Source organism: Arthrobacter sp. 24S4-2 (assembly GCF_005280255.1).
Classification (GTDB): domain Bacteria; phylum Actinomycetota; class Actinomycetes; order Actinomycetales; family Micrococcaceae; genus Arthrobacter.
Genome location: NZ_CP040018.1, coordinates 2805126 through 2822116, shown reverse-complemented (window position 1 = coordinate 2822116; position 16991 = coordinate 2805126). Strand labels below are relative to the sequence as shown.

At 63.9% G+C, this 16991-nt stretch carries 17 protein-coding genes and 1 pseudogene; 12 read left to right on the top strand and 6 right to left on the bottom strand.

The window, feature by feature from the left end; all coding sequences use genetic code 11:
• Window positions 1-40: 40 nt before the first annotated feature.
• The 3 genes from FCN77_RS27395 to FCN77_RS12955 all read left to right on the top strand — a co-directional run bounded on the left by FCN77_RS27395 (window position 41) and on the right by FCN77_RS12955 (window position 3810).
• Entirely contained in the window at window positions 41-166 is a 126-nt protein-coding gene (locus FCN77_RS27395) for a hypothetical protein (protein WP_302645117.1), read from the top strand.
• A gap of 256 nt (window positions 167-422) precedes the next feature.
• On the top strand, window positions 423-2483 hold the full coding sequence (locus tag FCN77_RS12960; protein ID WP_137322586.1) for a phosphocholine-specific phospholipase C: 2061 nt from the start codon (window positions 423-425) through the stop codon (window positions 2481-2483).
• Between the two features lie 127 nt (window positions 2484-2610).
• On the top strand, window positions 2611-3810 hold the full coding sequence (locus FCN77_RS12955) for an alkaline phosphatase family protein (protein WP_137322585.1): 1200 nt from the start codon (window positions 2611-2613) through the stop codon (window positions 3808-3810).
• 186 nt (window positions 3811-3996) lie between these two features.
• Here FCN77_RS12955 and FCN77_RS12950 read toward each other — a convergent pair whose 3' ends face one another.
• On the bottom strand, window positions 3997-4968 hold the full coding sequence (locus FCN77_RS12950) for an IS30 family transposase (protein WP_137322584.1): 972 nt from the start codon (window positions 4966-4968) through the stop codon (window positions 3997-3999).
• A 141-nt stretch (window positions 4969-5109) separates the two neighbouring features.
• On the bottom strand, window positions 5110-5838 hold the full coding sequence (locus tag FCN77_RS12945) for a TetR/AcrR family transcriptional regulator (RefSeq protein ID WP_175417250.1): 729 nt from the start codon (window positions 5836-5838) through the stop codon (window positions 5110-5112).
• Between the two features lie 129 nt (window positions 5839-5967).
• On the opposite strand from FCN77_RS12945, the gene FCN77_RS12940 reads away from it, so the two are divergent.
• The 6 genes from FCN77_RS12940 (at window position 5968) to FCN77_RS12915 (ending at window position 12370) form a co-directional block, all read left to right on the top strand.
• Window positions 5968-7464, top strand: a complete 1497-nt coding sequence (locus tag FCN77_RS12940) for a cytosine permease (RefSeq protein WP_137322582.1) — start codon at window positions 5968-5970, stop codon at window positions 7462-7464.
• Window positions 7436-8521 (top strand): DUF917 domain-containing protein, encoded by a 1086-nt coding sequence (locus FCN77_RS12935; protein WP_137322581.1) that lies wholly within the window; start codon window positions 7436-7438, stop codon window positions 8519-8521. Before FCN77_RS12940 ends, FCN77_RS12935 begins: the two co-directional genes overlap by 29 nt.
• Window positions 8502-10097, top strand: coding sequence for a hydantoinase/oxoprolinase N-terminal domain-containing protein (locus FCN77_RS12930; RefSeq protein ID WP_137322580.1), 1596 nt, complete (start codon window positions 8502-8504; stop codon window positions 10095-10097). Before FCN77_RS12935 ends, FCN77_RS12930 begins: the two co-directional genes overlap by 20 nt.
• Before the next feature lie 105 nt (window positions 10098-10202).
• The gene (locus tag FCN77_RS12925) at window positions 10203-10484 is read left to right on the top strand and encodes a hypothetical protein (RefSeq protein WP_175417249.1); all 282 of its coding nucleotides are present in this window, start codon (window positions 10203-10205) and stop codon (window positions 10482-10484) included.
• A complete protein-coding gene (locus FCN77_RS12920; RefSeq protein WP_137322579.1) occupies window positions 10477-11991 on the top strand; it encodes a leucyl aminopeptidase in 1515 nt (504 codons plus the stop codon). The genes FCN77_RS12925 and FCN77_RS12920 overlap by 8 nt, the downstream gene beginning before the upstream one ends.
• Window positions 11992-12115: 124 nt before the next feature.
• Window positions 12116-12370, top strand: coding sequence for a hypothetical protein (locus tag FCN77_RS12915; RefSeq protein ID WP_137322578.1), 255 nt, complete (start codon window positions 12116-12118; stop codon window positions 12368-12370).
• 173 nt (window positions 12371-12543) lie between these two features.
• On the opposite strand, the gene FCN77_RS25970 is transcribed toward FCN77_RS12915, so the two are convergent.
• Window positions 12544-12798, bottom strand: a complete 255-nt coding sequence (locus tag FCN77_RS25970) for a hypothetical protein (protein ID WP_217496144.1) — start codon at window positions 12796-12798, stop codon at window positions 12544-12546.
• Between the two features lie 9 nt (window positions 12799-12807).
• Here FCN77_RS25970 and FCN77_RS12910 point away from each other — a divergent pair, with 9 nt between their 5' ends.
• Genes FCN77_RS12910 through FCN77_RS26360 form a run of 3 tightly spaced genes read left to right on the top strand, consistent with a single transcriptional unit; the run spans window position 12808 to window position 14735 of the window.
• Window positions 12808-13173, top strand: coding sequence for a DUF917 family protein (locus FCN77_RS12910; protein ID WP_175417086.1), 366 nt, complete (start codon window positions 12808-12810; stop codon window positions 13171-13173).
• On the top strand, window positions 13166-14341 hold the full coding sequence (locus tag FCN77_RS12905; RefSeq protein WP_217496143.1) for a hydantoinase/oxoprolinase N-terminal domain-containing protein: 1176 nt from the start codon (window positions 13166-13168) through the stop codon (window positions 14339-14341). The genes FCN77_RS12910 and FCN77_RS12905 overlap by 8 nt, the downstream gene beginning before the upstream one ends.
• 19 nt (window positions 14342-14360) lie before the next feature.
• Entirely contained in the window at window positions 14361-14735 is a 375-nt protein-coding gene (locus FCN77_RS26360) for a hypothetical protein (protein WP_217496142.1), read from the top strand.
• A 149-nt stretch (window positions 14736-14884) separates the two neighbouring features.
• On the opposite strand, the pseudogene FCN77_RS26905 reads toward FCN77_RS26360, so the two are convergent.
• The 3 genes and pseudogenes from FCN77_RS26905 to FCN77_RS12890 all read right to left on the bottom strand — a co-directional run.
• A pseudogene (locus FCN77_RS26905) lies at window positions 14885-15212 on the bottom strand (EamA family transporter); the annotation flags it as partial.
• A 10-nt stretch (window positions 15213-15222) separates the two neighbouring features.
• Window positions 15223-15447: a hypothetical protein gene (locus FCN77_RS12895; RefSeq protein WP_137322576.1), complete on the bottom strand. Its 225-nt coding sequence runs from the start codon at window positions 15445-15447 to the stop codon at window positions 15223-15225.
• 604 nt (window positions 15448-16051) lie between these two features.
• Window positions 16052-16882: an IclR family transcriptional regulator gene (locus FCN77_RS12890; protein WP_137322575.1), complete on the bottom strand. Its 831-nt coding sequence runs from the start codon at window positions 16880-16882 to the stop codon at window positions 16052-16054.
• Window positions 16883-16991: the final 109 nt, after the last annotated feature.

Below are 16991 nucleotides of genomic sequence, written 5' to 3'. Positions count from 1 at the left end.
TCCACTTGACGTACGCCACCACGATTGGGTGGCGTTCGTCATGCTCCTAGGGCAATTCCTGGCCTTCATCGTCCTGCTTGTCCAGGCCGCCGGAGCCCGGGTCCTGGTAGGTGCCGGCCTCACCCTCATCCGCCGGATTCACTCAACCGAAGAGCTGGGGTCCTGACGACTTTTACCGCTCGTTTTCCCACAGGAGGTTCTGATTGTCGTGCGGTCCTTGGTAGGCGGGGATCCGGCAATCAGGTCGCAGCGACCTACCAAGACGGCATCACGGGAACGAGCCGCCTACCTTGGTTGGGGCCTGTGCTCCTCGCCCCGGGTGGGCGTGTCACCGAGAGTTTGCCGTTTCGATACCTGTGCTTTACCTGGTGCTGGAACACTGCGCCGGGGGTTTGCCAGTAATCAAGTATGAGGAGCAGTTCATGCCCGGTCTCGATCGTCGACGTTTTCTTCAGCTCGCGGGCGCTGGTGCTGCGAGCACCGCGATCGCCGAGATGCTCGGCCAAAGCGTCGCACGCGCCGCCTCGATCCCGGCCAACCGGGCCACCGGCTCGATCAAGGATGTTGAGCATGTGGTGGTCTTCATGCAGGAGAACCGCGCCTTCGATCACTATTTCGGCACGTTGAAGGGTGTGCGCGGGTTCTCGGACCCGCACCCCGCGGTCCTGCCCAGCGGCAAGGACGCCTTCTACCAGAACAACGGCACGCGTGAGGTCCTCCCCTACCACCCGGACGCGCCGAACCTGGGCATGCAGTTCATGGAAGACCTCGACCACTCGTGGAAAATGACCCACGAGGCCTTCAACGCGGGCAAGTACGACCGGTGGCTGCCCGCGAAGTCGGACGCGACCATGGCTTTTTACGGGCGCCAGGACATTCCGTTCCATTTCGGCCTCGCGGACGTGTTCACCGTATGTGACCAGTACCACTGCTCGGTGCTCGGCCCGACGGACCCGAACCGCTACTACATGTTCGCCGGCGGTGACGATCCGGACCGCAAGGGCGGGGGCCCGGACCTGTGGAACGACGAGAAAGGCTACTGGTGGAGCACCTACCCCGAAGAGCTTGAGCAGGCCGGGGTGAGCTGGAAGGTCTACCAGGACATCGGCGACGGACTCGACGCCAAAGGCTACTGGGGATGGACCAACGACGCGCACATCGGCAACTACGGCGACACCCCGCTCCTGTACTTTAAGCAGTACCAGGACGCGAAGCCTGGAACTGCGTTGTACGAGAAGGCGCGTACCGGCACGAACGCCAAGGCCGGAGATGACCTCTTCAGCATCTTCCGCGAGGACGTCGCCTCGGGGAAGCTCCCGCAGGTGTCCTACATCGTGGCCCCGGAGGCGTACACGGAGCACTCCAACTGGCCGCCGAACTTCGGTGCCTGGTATGCGGCCAACATCCTAGACATCCTCACGTCCAACCCGGAGGTCTGGAGCAAGACGGCCGTGTTCTTCATGTACGACGAGAACGACGGATTCTTCGACCACATCGTCCCGCCGCACCCGAATACCCCGCAGATCCCGGGTGCTTCCACGGTCTCGACCGCAGGCGAGTGGTACGACGGCACACCGACCTTCTACGGCAGCAAGGACGTCCCGGGACACTTCGGCCTGGGTGTGCGCGTGCCGATGATTGTCGTCTCCCCGTGGAGCATGGGCGGGTGGGTGTGTTCTGAGACGTTCGACCACACATCGATCATCCGGTTCCTCGAAGCCCGCTTCGGCGTGGCCTCGCCGAACATCACGCCGTGGCGCCGCGCGGTCAGCGGCGACCTCACCAGCGCTTTCGACTTCTCCGCCGCCGGCGGTGCGGCCCCTGCCCTGCCCGACACCTCGGCGTACAAGCCGGTGGACCACAACCGCCACCCGAACTACGTTCCGACGCCGCCGGCTGTGAACAGCATGCCCTCCCAGGAGAAAGGCACGCGCCCGTCCCGTCCGCTGGGCTACGCCCTCGGCGTTGAGGCCACCATTGCGGGCGGCACGCTCGCCGCGCACTGGTCCAACCGCGGCACCCTCGGTGTGCACGTGCAGGTCCGCTCCAACCTCCTGCCGCAGGCTCCGTACTCATACACCATCGGAGCCAGGGCTTCGCTCGACGCGACCTGGGCGCTCGGCGCCGAGTACGACGTGCACATGCACGGCCCGGCCGGCTGGTACCGGCGCCTCGCCGGCACGACGGCGGCCGCAGACCTCCGCGTGAGAGTGACCGCTGACGGAAAGTCGCCGCACGCACAGTTCCGGATCGAGAACACCGGACCCGCGGGCATGGCCCTCACGCTCAAGGACGCGTACGGAGCAGGCTCCCAGACGCTCTCGCTCAACCCGGGTCAGGCCCGGACGGTCGTCATCCCGACCCAGGGCGGCTGGTACGACCTGACGATCACCTCCGCCGGCGACCCGAAGCTCGTCCGCGTCCTGGCCGGCCGGCTCGAGAACAGCCGCGCGCTCACGAGCGACCCACAGCTGGGCCGATAAGAGGCCGGCCCGGGCCGGGGACCGCAGGCTGTCGTTCGCTCCGCCGTCCGTCACCTGAGCTTCACCTTGCTGTACAACCAACGAAACTGTCGTTCCGTCCGGGGCGCAACCCGAAAGGACATATTCGATGCCCAATATGCTGAAAAACCGAGCGGTGGCAGCAGCGGCACTTGCTGCCGCCGTCGCGTTCACTGGATTCGCGGCCCTTGGTGCGGCTGCACCCGCGGACGCGCAAACGACGTCGGGCCCGGTCGCCCAGGCGGCCGGGCAGGGGACAAACGGCCCTGACCATGTTTTCGTCATCATGATGGAGAACCACGGCTACGACCAGGTCATCGGCAACACCACCGATGCGCCCTACATCAATTCACTCGCCCAGCGCTACAACACCGCGGCGAACTACCACGGCGTCACCCACCCCAGCCTCCCGAACTACCTCGCAACCATCTCGGGAAGCTCCCAGGGCATCTGGGACGACTGCAAAGCCGGCGCTAATGTCGCGTGCGCCCCCGAAGAGTTTGTTCCCGGCTCCAGTGACACCGGGGCCACCGGACTCCTCACTTCGAAGCAGGTCGCCAGTGCCTCCGCGACTGCGCATATGTTCTCCGGACAAACCATTGTCGATCAGCTCGAGAACAAGGGGCTGAGCTGGAAGGCGTACATGGAGAACCTCCCGAGCGCCGGCTCCCAGGTCGAATACGCGCCTACGATCGGTTCGACGACAGTGAAGCTGTACGCGCAGAAGCACAACCCCTTCATGTACTTCTCGGACATCAACTACCCGGGCAGCCCGCGCCTGCAAAACATTGTGCCCCTGGAGAACAACCTGAAGACCGACCTGGCCAGCGGCAACGTGCCGAACTTCGTCTGGATCAGCCCTAACCAGTGCCACGACATGCACGGAATCTCCCCCTCCGGGGCCGCCCTCATCAACCTGCCACAGTGCGGCTACCCCGACTCCGGCCCCGACCACGGCGCGATCCAGCTCGGCGACACCTACGTCAAGCAGACCGTCCACCAGATCATGGACTCCCCCACGTGGAAGACGACCAAGTCCAGCATCGTCCTCGCCTGGGACGAGAACGACTACTCCGGATCCTCTGGCGGCCCCGGCAGCCCGGTCGGGCAGAACGGGGCCGTCCTCGGCGGCGGGCACGCACCGATGATCGTGATCAACTCCGCTGACGGCCCGCACAAGACAACGAACAAGGTGTCGGACCACTACACCCTGCTCTCCACCATCGAGCACCTGTGGCACCTGGGCTGCCTGGCCAACACCTGCTCGCCCACCACATCGGGCACCTTCGAGGAGCTCTTCCGCCCCTGACCCGCAGAACGACCCCGGCGATCCCGGTCCCGATAGAAGGGGCTGAGAGGAACCGATACACCAGCCAGGACAGACTGCCTGTCCGCACACCATGCGGGCAGGCAGTCGCGCTATCCGGCCTGGCCACTATCGGCATAAGGGGGCCGCTTCAGAAAACGGAAAAAATCGTACGGCGGATTCAGGCGGTCATTGCAACAGGAGTCCTTCGATCAATTCGATCGGTTTTCTGAACTCTAGTCTTTTGCGTGGCCGGTCGTTGAGTTCCTGTGCGACCCAGTCGAGGTCTTCGGCGCTGTGGATGCGCAGGTCCGTGCCGTTCGGGAAGTACTGACGCAGCAGGCCATTCGTGTTTTCGTTGATGCCCCGCTGCCAGGGTGAGTGCGGATCGCAGAAGTAGATGTCGATGCCGGCGTCGATCTTCACGGTTTTCCAGTCCTGCATTTCGATGCCTTGGTCCCAGGTGAGGGAATGCCTCAGCGCCTCGGGGAGCGTCTTGATCTTGGCTGCCAGGGCGTCACGCATTTGTTCTGCTTTGTACCCGTCCGGCAGGTGAACGAGCATCGTGTAGTTGGTGGTTCTCTCCACGAGGGTCCCGATCGCGGACTGGTTGCCTTTGCCGATGATGAGGTCGCCCTCCCCGTGCCCTGGCACCGCACGGTCCTGAACCTCGGGGGGACGTTCGGAGATATTGATCATCCCCGGGATCCGGTTCTTCCGCTGGCCGGCTTTCCTGCAGGGCTGCCTGAGCGCCCGTCCGGTGCGCAAACACGCGGCCAGATCGCGGTTCAGCACTCCGCGGGACTGAACGTAGAGAGACTGGTAAATGGTCTCAGGTGACACCCGCATCTCCGGCTCATCGGGAAACTCAACCCGCAGGCGTCCTGCGATCTGCTCAGGCGAGTACTTCTTTTTCAGGTCCTCTTCCACCTTCGCACGCAACACCGTGTTCGTGTGCAGTTTCGCCGGTTTCGGCCGCGAAGCCCGCTCATACGCCAGCGCGTGAGCCGATGTCGCCCGGTAGGGCAACCCGGCCACCGAATTGCGCCGAAGCTCCCTGGACACCGTCGAGGCAGATCGGCCGATCACCGCCCCGATCCGGCGCAGCGAGTATCCCTGGGCGCGCATCACCGCGATCTCCTCACGCTGGGCAAAGGTCAGGCAGAGGACTGTTGAGGTCGGCTTGTCAGAACTTCTTTACGCCGGGGCAGGTCTGCCGCATGAAACGGCGCAGACGACTTCTGAAAAATGACACGTGCGGGGTCGAGCTCGTCGTTGCGTTCTGCGAGTTGCCGGCGTTGTTCAGCTGGGAACGAAGCGCGAATCGGCAGGAGCAGAATGTGCTGTGCTGGTGGTACCTTGCGAATCCCCCGGAGGGGAAGGCTCGGACACGTCGGCTTCCGTGGTGTGTCGTGCCGGCGAGAGGCTTCCAGGCGCCAAGCCCAATTGTGCCTCGGCCAGCGCTGTGAGTGTCCCGACCACGTCGATTAGCCCGCGGTTTACCTGGAGGGACGAATGAACAATGACGCCGTCCAGAAGCGTCAGGATGGTCCAAGCTACTTCGTCAGGGTCGACGACGTTGAAGGTTCCTTCACGTTCTCCGCGGACGATCAGTTCAACGACCCTGATGTGGCCGTCCCTCATGACATTGTCCACCGCCTGACGGATGCCGTCTTTCCGGCGAGCCTGGCTCCAGGCGTCCAGCCACAACATCCCATGATCGGTCGCATTTTCATCGAACCACTGGCCAAGGAGCCGGCGCATTCCCTCCATGGCGGTTGGGCTGGCGGCGACATTTTGAAAGGTTGAGTCCTGCTCGGTCATCATCGCCCAGGTGAAGCCCTCGGCCGCAAGGTCGTCGACCGTGGCGAAATAGTGGTGGACGAGTCCGGGAGCGCAGCCCAGCCTGTCGGCCACCTCCCTCTTTGTCACTGCTTCCAGGCCACTCGTCAGAGCAATGCCGGCCGCGGCCTCCAGGATTTCCTGACGCCGCTCGGCAGGTGCTTTCCGTCGTTTTGGAGATGCGCTCATGACCATAGTCTAGCCACTTCTGATTCATAATTGGCCTTCCGGCCAATTATGTCTTGACCTCGCACTGTGAGGTGGAATACATTTAAAACAAATATTGGCCAACCGGCCAACAAGGGACGGGAGGACTCGATGTTCGAGGATCAAGCGGTGATAGCCATGCCGGCGGAACATGGCGGCAACCATGCCGTCGACGTTGTTGGCAAAGTTGAGTCCCGAGGGATCGACCAGATCCCTGAAGCGGAGCGTCACGGGCGCCCCCGGGAGTTGTTTTGGGTATGGTTTGCGGCGAATATCGCCTACCTGTACTTCACCCTCGGCGGAGCGGTCATCCTGCTGGGTTTGTCTTTGTGGCAGTCCGTGATTGTTCTCTTCGTCGGCAATCTGTACTGGGTTGGCGTCGGATTGCTGGCGATCAGCGGTCCGGTGTCCGGCACGCCGAGCGTGGTGGTGACCCGGGCGATGTTCGGGATCCGCGGCAACCGGCCGTTGAGCGCCGGTGTTGGCTGGCTCGTGGCGATCTGCTATGAGTTCATCAACCTTGCCATCGGTTCGCTGGCTGGATTCGCGCTGGCTGAACGGTTGGGCGTTGAAGTCTCCGTCCCTGTCAAGATCGCGATTTTGCTTGTTACCGCCGTTGTGACCTTTACGGTCAGCATTTACGGGCATGCAACTATTGCCCGGCTCAGCCCGATTTTTTCGATCGTCCTGGCCGTGGCTATGGCTGTTTTGGGTTCCTTTGTCATCGGCCATGCGAACTTCGACTATCAGCCGGAAACTGCGCTGCAGGGCAACGAGTTGCTTGTTGCGGTGCTGCTGGGGATATCCATTACCGCCGCGATTCCTTTGTCCTGGGCGACAGGGGCCGACTACGCGCGCTACCTGCCGCGGACAGTGAGCGCAAAGAAGGTTCTGGTCTGGACAGGACTGGGCGGATTCCTTCCCTCGTTCCTCATCGGCGTCCTTGGCGTCATCGCCGGGACGAGCATCGATATGCAGGATGCCCAGTCCTCGCTGGAGGCGATCCTTCCGGCGTGGTTCTACCCCATCCTGCTTCTGGTCATCATGTTCAGCTCGATGACGAGCAACATTCTGACAGCCTATTCTTCTGGACTCTGCCTGCAATCCCTGGGTATCAGAATGTCCAGGGCGCGGACCGTATTCCTGGACGGACTGATCAGCTGCGCACTGGCCGCGTATGCGATCTTCAATAACGATTTTCTGGGATCACTGTCCCAGACCCTTGAACTCACTGTGGTTGTTCTTGCCCCGTCCATGGCCATTTACGTTGCTGACATCCTGCTCAGGAAAAACCGGTACGACGGCGCGGAACTTCACAAGGAGAACCCCCAAGGCCGGCACTGGTACTGGGGCGGATGGAGTGTCAACGGGGTTGTCTCCTTTGGCCTGGGCTCTGTGGTCAATCTCCTGTGCGTCCACACCTCGACCTACCAGGGCCCGGTGTCCGGGCTGCTCGGGGGGCGGACCTTTCGGCCTTCCTTGGCCCGATCGTGTCGGCCGTTTGCTACATCGTTCTGTGGCCCATCACCAGGAATTCTGAAAGCCGTGCCGCGGCACGTTCCGAACAAGGGCTCAGCGCATGACAAGGACATGGATCGGCCCCGATGACATCGAAGCACTGGGAATCGGATGTGCTGTTCTCGGCACGGGCGGCGGCGGTGACGTTGGCTCCAGTGTCCTTGCGGCGCAGGATTCAATCCGCCGATACGGAAACGTGGCGCTGGTGCGGCCCTCGGACCTTCCCGCGGACGGAATCGTCATGCCGATGTCCATCATTGGAGCCCCCACCGCGGGTATGGAAATACTCGGAAGCGGCGATGAACCGGCGCAACTCCGCCAGGAAGTGGAAAAGGCCACGGGCCGTAAAGTCGTCGCCGTCATGGCGGCGGAGATCGGCGGAGCCAATGGAGTATCTCCGGTCGGCTGGGCATCCCGCCTGGGATTGCCGCTCCTTGACGCCGATGGCATAGGACGGGCGTTTCCTGAACTTCAAATGATTTCGATGAATGTTGCCGGGATTTCACCGGGGACCCTGTTCCTCACAGACGCGATCGGCAATGTGGGCAGCCTTGTCACCGTCAGCCCGGAATGGTCTGAGCGATGGGCTCGGGCCGTGTGCATCGCATCGGGAGCCAATGCCGTCATGGCGGACTACCTCATGACACCCGGGGAAGCAGCCCGCGCCACGGTCCAAGGCACCGTCAGCCAGGCTCTCAGCCTGGGAAGGATTGTCCAGAACAGCCAGGATCCAATCACCGAGCTCATCGCAGAGCTCAGTGCCGTCGCGCTCATTTCCGGAAAAATCGTCGATGTGGACCGGACCACGCGCGACGGGTTCATCCGGGGAACCATAACGGTGGAAGGCCTGGGGAACGACCACGGACGGCGCATCGAAGTCCAAGTCCAGAATGAATACCTGCTGGCGATCGAAGGCCCGGCACTGCTGGCCAGCGTCCCGGATCTCATCACAATTTTTGACACGGCGACGTCGATGCCGATTGCCACCGAATCGCTACGGTACGGACAACGGATCACGGTCCTGGCATGGCCCAGTGACCCGGTATGGCGAACGGCCGCAGGGCTCGCGACAGCCGGCCCGGCGGCATTCGGCTACAAACACAGCTTTACACCCGTTGAGGAGCAACATGCAGATTCCATTCGATAGAGCGGATGACCTTCGGATCGGAATGGACGTCGGAGGGACCAACACCGACGCCGTCGTACTGGACACCAGCAACGAGATCATCTGTTCAACCAAGGTGGCCACGACACGCGACGTCACCACCGGCATCAGCCAGGCCCTGGAAACGGTACTGACCGCCCTCGGCCCGCGCAGGCGCTTCGTTTCAAAACTCATGCTCGGAACGACGCACGCCACCAACGCCGTGACAGAAAGACACGGACTGAACAAGGTCGGAGTGATCCGTTTGGGCAGGAAGGCCGCTTCGGCCGTGCCGCCGCTCTCTTCCTGGCCCCGCGATCTGCAAGAGGCTGCTGTCGGCGGTCACATTCAGCTTGAGGGCGGTTCACTGATCGACGGTCACCCGTTCGAGCCTCTCAACAAATACCGTCTGAAAGAGTTCCTGAAATCGATGGCGGGACAGATCGATGCGGTCGCCATCACAGGACTCTTCAGCCCGATGTTTCCTGATCAGGAACTTGAAGTGGCTGAAATTGTGCGGGCCGAACTCGGCCACCTCATGCCGGTTTCACTTAGCCATGAGGTAGGAAATCTGAGCCTTTTGGAGCGGGAAAACGCGACAGTCCTAAATGCTGCCCTTCACGAAACCGCCGCAGGAATCACCGGGGCATTGGCTGCGGCCATCGCCCGGCATGGACTCGACGCCACCGCCTATCTGGCCCAGAACGACGGAACTCTCATGAGCGCGGACTTCGCCGCACGATTCCCGATTCTCACGGTAGGTTCGGGCCCCTCCAACTCAATCCGCGGGGCGGCGCTGCTCTCAGGCACAACAAACGCCATCGTCGCGGACGTCGGAGGCACCACAACAGACTTCGGTGTCCTCGTCGATGGCTTCGCGAGGGAATCCGTCGCCGGTTCCGTCATCGGCGGAGTGCAAACCAACTTCCCAATGCCCGACGTCATCGCCCTCGCCATGGGAGGAGGTTCAGTTCTGACAGGAGGAACTGTGGGCCCGCGGTCCGTCGGCTACCGGATACGGGAGGAATCCCTGTGCTTCGGCGGCGCCACTGCCACTCTGTCGGATGCGGCAATTGCCTGCGGCCGCTGGGAGGTAGACCCTGCACTCCCCCCAAACAAATGGCGCACCGGCAATGTCAACGACGTGGACTTCGCTGCGGCACTGAGCATCTTCGATGACGCCGTGGCCGAGTCCGTCGCGTCGCTCTCAGCCGGCAAAGAGCAGCCCCTGATTGTGGTCGGGGGCGGAGCGGCTCTGATCGCGGACCGCATCTCCGGGAAGTACGACACCATCCGCCCGGAAAACTCCGGAGTTGCCAATGCCGTCGGGGCAGCCATCGCCCTGGCAAGCGGACAATACGAGACCATCGCACCGACGTCGAGGCGCCGCGACGCGCTGGAGGAAGCCCAGGAGAAAGCCACCGTCCGTGCAATCGACGCCGGCGCCGACCCGGATTCCGTGCAAATTGTCCAGGTCATAGAAGTGCCCCTGGCTTACGCGTCCGAACCGTCGACCCGGATCCGCGTCAAAGCCGCCGGCGCATTGAAAACAGGAACCCTGCTTTATGCCGCATCCTAACAATCACCCCGAACCACTATTGAAGGCCACAGCCACTGAGCAGCAAGGTCCTGTCGTTCACGAAGCAACCGGCACCTGCCGTGAGCCAAGGACTGGAACAGCCCGATGATCACATCCATCGAAACCGGATGCATCTTTCTTGTCACGGGCGACCGGCCGGTCACCATCGAGCAAGGCCTGAACGCCGCCGAAGAGGCCGCCCGCAACCAGGCGATACGTGCCGGCAAGCACGGCGTCCTCGTCACCCGCCACGGGCCAGCAACTTTTGCCGTGGCCGTGAGTGCGGAGGTGCCCTACGGCCTGACACAGGAGCGGGGCCAGTGCGAGGCCGAACGTGGCGCCGAATGCATTTACTGCACCGTACCGGAGACTGATCCGCATGTTTAGGACTACCGGCATCACCCTCGGAGTCATCGCCAAGGATCTGGAAAATTCCCCCAGTGACGCGCTCGTCATTGGCGTCGCCCAAGGTCCGGAAGGACCCATCTTGCTGGCCAATCCGCTGAGCGCTGAAGCTGCGGGGACCTTGGCCCTCTCGCTGCGGCACCTCGGTGTCACGGGAGCCAACGATCAGGCTCATCGCCTGCCGGGCCTGCCGGAAACCGGGGCAGCGGTTCTGGTCCTTGCGGGCGCCGGCAGGCTTTCCGGCGGCGCTCTCAGTGAAGAGACGCTGCGCCGAACGGCCGGTTCGGCTATCCGGCAACTCGCCGGGCTCCCCTCCGTGACCCTGGCCCTTCCGACGGCTTCCCTTGCCGACGTCGGAGCAGTGGCCGAAGGCGCCGCCATGGGCGCCTACTCCTATACGGGACACCGCTCCAGCACCGAAGGCCTGAAGGATCCGGTCGCCAGGGCCCTTATATGCACCGACGTTCAGGCGAGGGACGCGCAAGCTGTTCTGGACCGCGCGGCTCTGATCGGCAGGGCCGTCAACGCTACCCGAACGCTGGTCAACCAGCCGCCGAACCACCTCTACCCGGAGTCCTTCGCCGAAGCGGCCAAAGAACTCGCCGAGGGCCTTCCGGTCACCATCACCGTGTGGGACGAGACACGTCTTGAAAAAGAAGGCTTCGGCGGCATTCTTGGCGTCGGCAGGGGCTCTTCCCGCCAACCTCGTCTGGTCAAGGTGGAATACTCCCCGACGAAGGCCACCAAGTCTATCGCCCTCGTGGGCAAAGGCATCACGTTTGACACGGGCGGAATCTCCATCAAGCCGGCGCTCGGCATGGGTGAAATGAAAAGCGATATGGCTGGCGCTGCCGTCGTCCTTAACACCGTGCTGGCCGTTGCGGCCCTTGGCCTGCCCATCAAGGCCACCGCCTGGTTGTGCATCGCGGAGAACATGCCCTCCGGCGCCGCCCTGCGGCCCGCAGATGTACTGACCGTCTACGGCGGCAAGACCGTCGAGGTGCTCGACACCGATGCCGAGGGGCGCCTGGTCCTCGCCGATGGCCTGGTCGCGGCCAGCCGTCAGAAACCGGACACGATCATCGACGTCGCCACCCTCACGGGAGCCCAGCTCATCGCCCTGGGCACCCGCACGGCCGGTGTCATGGGCTCGGACAGTGTCACCGCTGCCCTAAAGTCCTCGGCCGACCGTGCGGGCGAGCTCGTCTGGCCGATGCCGCTGCCCGAAGAACTACGCTCCGGCATTGACTCCCAGGTGGCCGACCTCGCCAACATCGGCGAACCCAACGGCGACATGATGACGGCGGCCGTGTTCCTACGCGAGTTCGTGGGCAACGACGCCGAAGGCGCACAGATACCGTGGGCACACTTGGATATCGCCGGTCCATCCTTCAACAACGGCAGCCCATACGGGTACACGCCGGAACAGGGAACCGGCTGCACGGTGCGGACCTTAGTGACCTATATGGAGGACATGCTGACCGTGTAACTGCTAAACCAGCGTGACGCTCAGCGCGGGGTCATCGCCGTGTAGAAAATCATGCGCTGAAAACGTGGAGGCAACCTGGGGCGTTCACCCTATGACCAAGGGATTCTTCGGAAAGGACCCGATCATGACACTCAACAAAACGACAATCGTCAGTTCCTGCCGTGAGCTCGCGCCCGGAGATGACATCAAGGCCTTCTACAACGGCTCCCTGGTGCACCATGGGAAGGTGACCGAGACGGTCCCCGACCACGGGCTTTTCTGGATCATGGACATGCTCACCGGCGGCCGCCGGCTGCTGGACATGGCCGAACTTGAAATCACCCGCCCCCAGGCCCTGACCCCCACGGAGAGCCCCGGCACGGAGCCGGCCGTCGCCTGACCGGTGAAGAAGCCCGCCAAGGGGGGATGGGCGGGCTTCTACGAAGAACGCTTTACCGCCCGGGTTTTGCTATCGAATGGAGTCCTCTCCGTGGCCCTGCACGCAAAGTTCACCCGCGCAGGGCGCCCCACGGCCGGCCTGCGGCGTTGCCCGGGCCAGATCGGGCATGCTCTTCAGCTGTCCTTGAGCCGCCGGCCACCTGGAAGTTTCTCCCCCCAGGAAGGGTACATCTCGCCCTCGTTGTGCTCGGCTTCTCGGCGGGTCGTCTCTGCTTCGATCGCCTTTGCAACGAAGTGGCTCCAGGTGTTATCCCCTTCGGCGTAGCTGGTCGCCCGGTACGCGGCCCGCGCCCTGTTCCGCAGCGCCGCGGGGATACTCACCGTCATATTCGCTGTTTCGGTGTCTTTGGCTTCTGCCTTCTTTGGCATCTCCGGCCGGTGACCGGGGAGCATCCGTGCCAACGGCGCCTCGGTGGCCGCCGCGGCCGTGCGCCGCGGAGGCAAACCGAGTGCGGGCCGGCCGAGGACCGGGGCCGCACCGTCACGGTTCGACTGCAGAACGAAAACCTGCTCGCGGAAGAAAACGGCCGCACCCTCGCCGGCGTTCCGGATCTGATCACAGTCTTCGACTCCGCCACCGGGCACCCCATCGCCACCGAATCGATCCGCTTCGGCCAGCGAGTGACCGTGCTCGCATGGCCCTGTGATCCGATCTGGCGCACCGAGCGCGGACTCGCGATCGCCGGCCCGGCCGCATTCGGATTCGACCACCCCTACGTCCCCCTGGAGGCACTCAATGCTTGACCCCACCAACGACAGCCCGCTGCGCATCGGCTTTGACGTGGGCGGAACCAACACCGATGCGGCCGTCATCGACGAGCGAAACACCATCCTCTTCGCCTTCAAACGACCGACAACAACCGACGTCTCCGTCGGGATCCGGTACGCATTGGACGCCGTAGTGGACGCTCTGGGCGATCAGACCGGCCGCGTGAGCGCACTCATGCTCGGCACCACCCACGCCACCAACGCCGTCGTTGAGCGCCGGGGCCTGGACCGGGTCGGCGTCATCAGGCTGGGGCGGTCAGCTGCATCCGCCGTCCCCCCACTCTCCGGCTGGCCGTCCGCACTCCGGAAGGCAAGCATAGCCGGGGTCGTCGAACTCGACGGCGCACACCTCCCCGACGGCCACCCCATCGCCCCCCTGGACCTCGACGGTCTCCGGCGGTTCCTGGACCGCATTGCCGGAACAGCGGCAACCTTTGCCGTGGCCGGGGTGTTCAGCCCATCCTCGCCGGACCAGGAACGAGAAGTCGCCGACCTCATCCGCAACCACCTGGGACCGGTGCCGGTATCACTGAGCCACGAGGTCGGCACACTCGGCCTGATCGAACGCGAAAACGCGACCGTCCTCAATGCCGCACTCCACACCACCGCCAATGGCGTTGTTGAAGCACTGAAAACCGCCGTCAGGGAGCGCGGACTCATGGTGGATACCTTCCTCGCACAAAACGACGGCTCCCTGATGACCGGCGAGTACGCAAAACGCTTCCCCGTACTCACCGTCGGCTCGGGACCGTCGAACTCCATCCGCGGCGCTGCCCTGCTGACCGGGCTGGACGACGCAATCGTCATCGACGTCGGCGGAACCCACCACAGATCTGGGCGTGCTGGTGGACGGCTTCGCATGGGAGTCGGCGGCAGGATCGGTCATTGGCGACGTACAGACCAACTTCCCGATGCCGGACGTCACCGCACTGCCCTTCGGCGGCGGCACCATCCTCCACCCACACGGGCACTGCCCCGACTCGGTCGGATGCCGCATCCGCGACCTGGCCCTCAGCTTCGGCGGCGAGGTGCCAGCCCTCACCGATGCCGTTGTGGCCGAGGGCCGCTGGACCACACCGGTACCGTGCCGGTTTGGCGATGTCCACCGCGACCGGTTTTCCGATGCGCTCGGCCGCTTCGATGAATCACTCGCCGGCTACTCGGTGGGACGAACGGCGGCTGCACCGATCATCGCCGTGGGCGGCGCGGCCGAACTGGTCCCCGCCAGGATCGGCAACAAGACGGTGCTTCGACCGGACCACGCATCGGTCGCGAATGCTGCCGGGGCCGCGATCGCACTCGTGAGCGGCCAGGCCGAACTGGTAACGCCCACGGCACAACGCCGTGAAGCCATCGAGCAAGCCACCGAGGCCGCGATTGTCCAGGCCATCGCGGCAGGCGCCGACGCCGCCGAGGTGCGCATCGTGCAGATCTCCGAAGTCCAGCTCAACTACGTGGCAGTGCCATCCACACGCCTGAGGGTCAAGGCGGCCGGCATCCTGCGCACCCGCGCCAGGGACAGGATCGGCACACATTAGGTGTAGTGCCCGGACAGGACAGTCGAAATTCAGTGACGGCAGGGCCGGAACCTGCAAAACTGCCACGGCTCCTGTTTCTGAAGCAGTCCCTTACCACTGGAGATCGGCTTAGCGTGACTTTCCCGAGCATTGGTCCTCAAACCCCGAGGCTGCCACGCGCCCAGCTTGCGTGTCAGCAGGCCGCCTTCCGCGTAACCGACGGCCGCGGACACAACAGCGCCGAGGAGCAGATCCGCCCAGTGCAGCTGTCCGAAGCTACCGGATTGGGCTGAGGCGAAAACTATGGCTGCCAGTGCACCCACGGCTGTGATGACCCAGAAGGGTGCCGGTGCGCCCGCGGAGAACTGCACGTAAGTAGCGGGAAGCCGACGACGATCCCGGCGGCGACCACTGCGTGCCGCGAGGAAGGCGCTGCCGGGTGAGTGCGAGGGCGAAGGCGGCCAGAACCGCTGCGACGACCGCCCGGCCGGACCCGATGCGCCGGGCGTTACAGCGCTCTTTGGTAAGTCAGCCCGTATGGAACGGCTGCGCTTGTTTCGACGATGTACTGGCCGGGGCCCTGCCGGGAGATCAGAATTCCGGTCCTCTGCCGACGTGCGTGCGGCATCAGAGAGGTTTCGGCGCTGTTGAGAGCCTGGTCGAGCAGGTGGATGCCACTAATCGCGACGTCAATTCTTGAGGAGCCGGGTGCGGAATTGGTTTCTTCTTTCATTGCTGCGCTTTCTGGATGGAGATTTCGGCCATGTCGTCGCTGGGGCGTGATGATTGCCGGAGATGTGAAGGATTAGTCGGTTTCTGCACCGGTGCGGTAGTAGCAGTCGGCTGGGCACTCGAACGCAGCGGTCGCTGCCGACGGCATTCCAACGGAGGTGGAACCGCCACGGATGGAAGCTCGATTTGCTGTTTCGGTGTCCGCCGCTGTCGTCCCCACGACGGCCGGCGCGTCTTTTCCCGAAAGCTGCCTCATATAGCGACCGCCTGCGAAATTTTCGTCCTGGAGGCGCGGATGTCGTGTTCCCCGGCGACTTCGAGCGTGCGGTCATTGCCGGCCGCGATGTGGCGGATGACGCCCGTTCCGGCACATCGCCGAGGAGGCGTTCCCGGCGGTGGGCGACCTCCGGGGCAAGGTTGTTCATGGGCAGGCGCGGCCCGGTTTCCCTCGGGCGTCCCGTGGCTGTGCCGGGTGTTGAGGGTTGCTTGGACCTGGCGGGTATGGTGGTGGAATCGGCGTGTTTGACGGGGGGATCCTTCGTGTGTCAGGGGTTCATTTCGAAATTCGGATCGCGGGCACAGGGGTCCGCTGTTGGGCCGGACGGCTAGCCTGAACCGGGGCGGCCGTGGATCCGGATAGAGAGTTCGTCCGCGATCTTCTGCACCCGGGCGGCCAGGACGGGCCACTGCTCCGGGGGCAGCTTGTCCTCGAGGAAGGTCACGGCGACGGCGGCCGTCGGCCATCCCACGTGGTCTGTGACTGCGGCGGCGATCGATCCGAAGCCGGGCGTCACCTCGCCGTGTTCGGTGGCGTAGCCGCGCTGCCGGACCTGGTCCAGGTGCGAGGACAGTACGGAATACTTCATGATTGCTCCCTCCACCTCGTGCCGTGCGGTGAAGGCGGCGGGGTTGGGGTAGAGCGCTCGGACCTGGGACTTGGGTACGGCGGCAAGTATGGCGCTCCCGCTGGCGGTGAGGTGGCTGGGCAGCCGGACACCGACGTCGGTCACGAGGGACGGGCGGTTCTTGGCCCGCTCCTCGACGATGTAAAGCACGTCACGGCCATGCAGCACGGCCAGGTGGGCGCTTTCGCCGATCACGTCCACGAGCGAGGCGAGCATCGGCCGGCCCAGCCGGGACAGGGGTTCCTGGAGTGAATAGGCGGAACTGACTTCGAAGGCGCGGATCCCCAGGCCATACCGCTGTTCCTCGGGCAGGTGGAGCACGAAGCCGTTAGCTTCCATCACGCCGAGCAGATCGTAGACGCTCGACCGAGGAACTCCCAGGGCCCGGGCGATGCTCGCTGCGGGCATCGGGCCCCTTCTGGAGGCCAGAAGTTTGAGAATCCGAAGAGTGTTTTCTGCTGCAGGCACTTTCGAGTCTAGTCTCTGGTCCCGAACCGCGAAGCCGCCGACAGCGGCAGTCGTGACTGGCATGTGTGTCCTCTTCTTCAATGCCGACCGGAGGCGGCCGTATACCGTGGGACGCATCGGGAGTGCCTCCCGATGAGGCACGTCCGCTCCCGTAATTTCGACAAGTAAGTTA

Excerpts from the sequence above, each read along its gene's own strand:
- FCN77_RS27395 (WP_302645117.1), top strand. The coding sequence starts at position 41 with ATGCTCCTAGGGCAATTCCTGGCCTTCATCGTCCTGCTTGTCCAGGCC.
- FCN77_RS12960 (WP_137322586.1), top strand. The coding sequence starts at position 423 with ATGCCCGGTCTCGATCGTCGACGTTTTCTTCAGCTCGCGGGCGCTGGT.
- FCN77_RS12955 (WP_137322585.1), top strand. The coding sequence starts at position 2,611 with ATGCCCAATATGCTGAAAAACCGAGCGGTGGCAGCAGCGGCACTTGCT.
- FCN77_RS12945 (WP_175417250.1), bottom strand. The coding sequence starts at position 5,838 with ATGAGCGCATCTCCAAAACGACGGAAAGCACCTGCCGAGCGGCGTCAG.
- FCN77_RS12940 (WP_137322582.1), top strand. The coding sequence starts at position 5,968 with ATGTTCGAGGATCAAGCGGTGATAGCCATGCCGGCGGAACATGGCGGC.
- FCN77_RS12935 (WP_137322581.1), top strand. The coding sequence starts at position 7,436 with ATGACAAGGACATGGATCGGCCCCGATGACATCGAAGCACTGGGAATC.
- FCN77_RS12930 (WP_137322580.1), top strand. The coding sequence starts at position 8,502 with ATGCAGATTCCATTCGATAGAGCGGATGACCTTCGGATCGGAATGGAC.
- FCN77_RS12925 (WP_175417249.1), top strand. The coding sequence starts at position 10,203 with ATGATCACATCCATCGAAACCGGATGCATCTTTCTTGTCACGGGCGAC.
- FCN77_RS12920 (WP_137322579.1), top strand. The coding sequence starts at position 10,477 with ATGTTTAGGACTACCGGCATCACCCTCGGAGTCATCGCCAAGGATCTG.
- FCN77_RS12915 (WP_137322578.1), top strand. The coding sequence starts at position 12,116 with ATGACACTCAACAAAACGACAATCGTCAGTTCCTGCCGTGAGCTCGCG.
- FCN77_RS25970 (WP_217496144.1), bottom strand. The coding sequence starts at position 12,798 with ATGCCAAAGAAGGCAGAAGCCAAAGACACCGAAACAGCGAATATGACG.
- FCN77_RS12905 (WP_217496143.1), top strand. The coding sequence starts at position 13,166 with ATGCTTGACCCCACCAACGACAGCCCGCTGCGCATCGGCTTTGACGTG.
- FCN77_RS12895 (WP_137322576.1), bottom strand. The coding sequence starts at position 15,447 with ATGAAAGAAGAAACCAATTCCGCACCCGGCTCCTCAAGAATTGACGTC.
- FCN77_RS12890 (WP_137322575.1), bottom strand. The coding sequence starts at position 16,882 with ATGCCAGTCACGACTGCCGCTGTCGGCGGCTTCGCGGTTCGGGACCAG.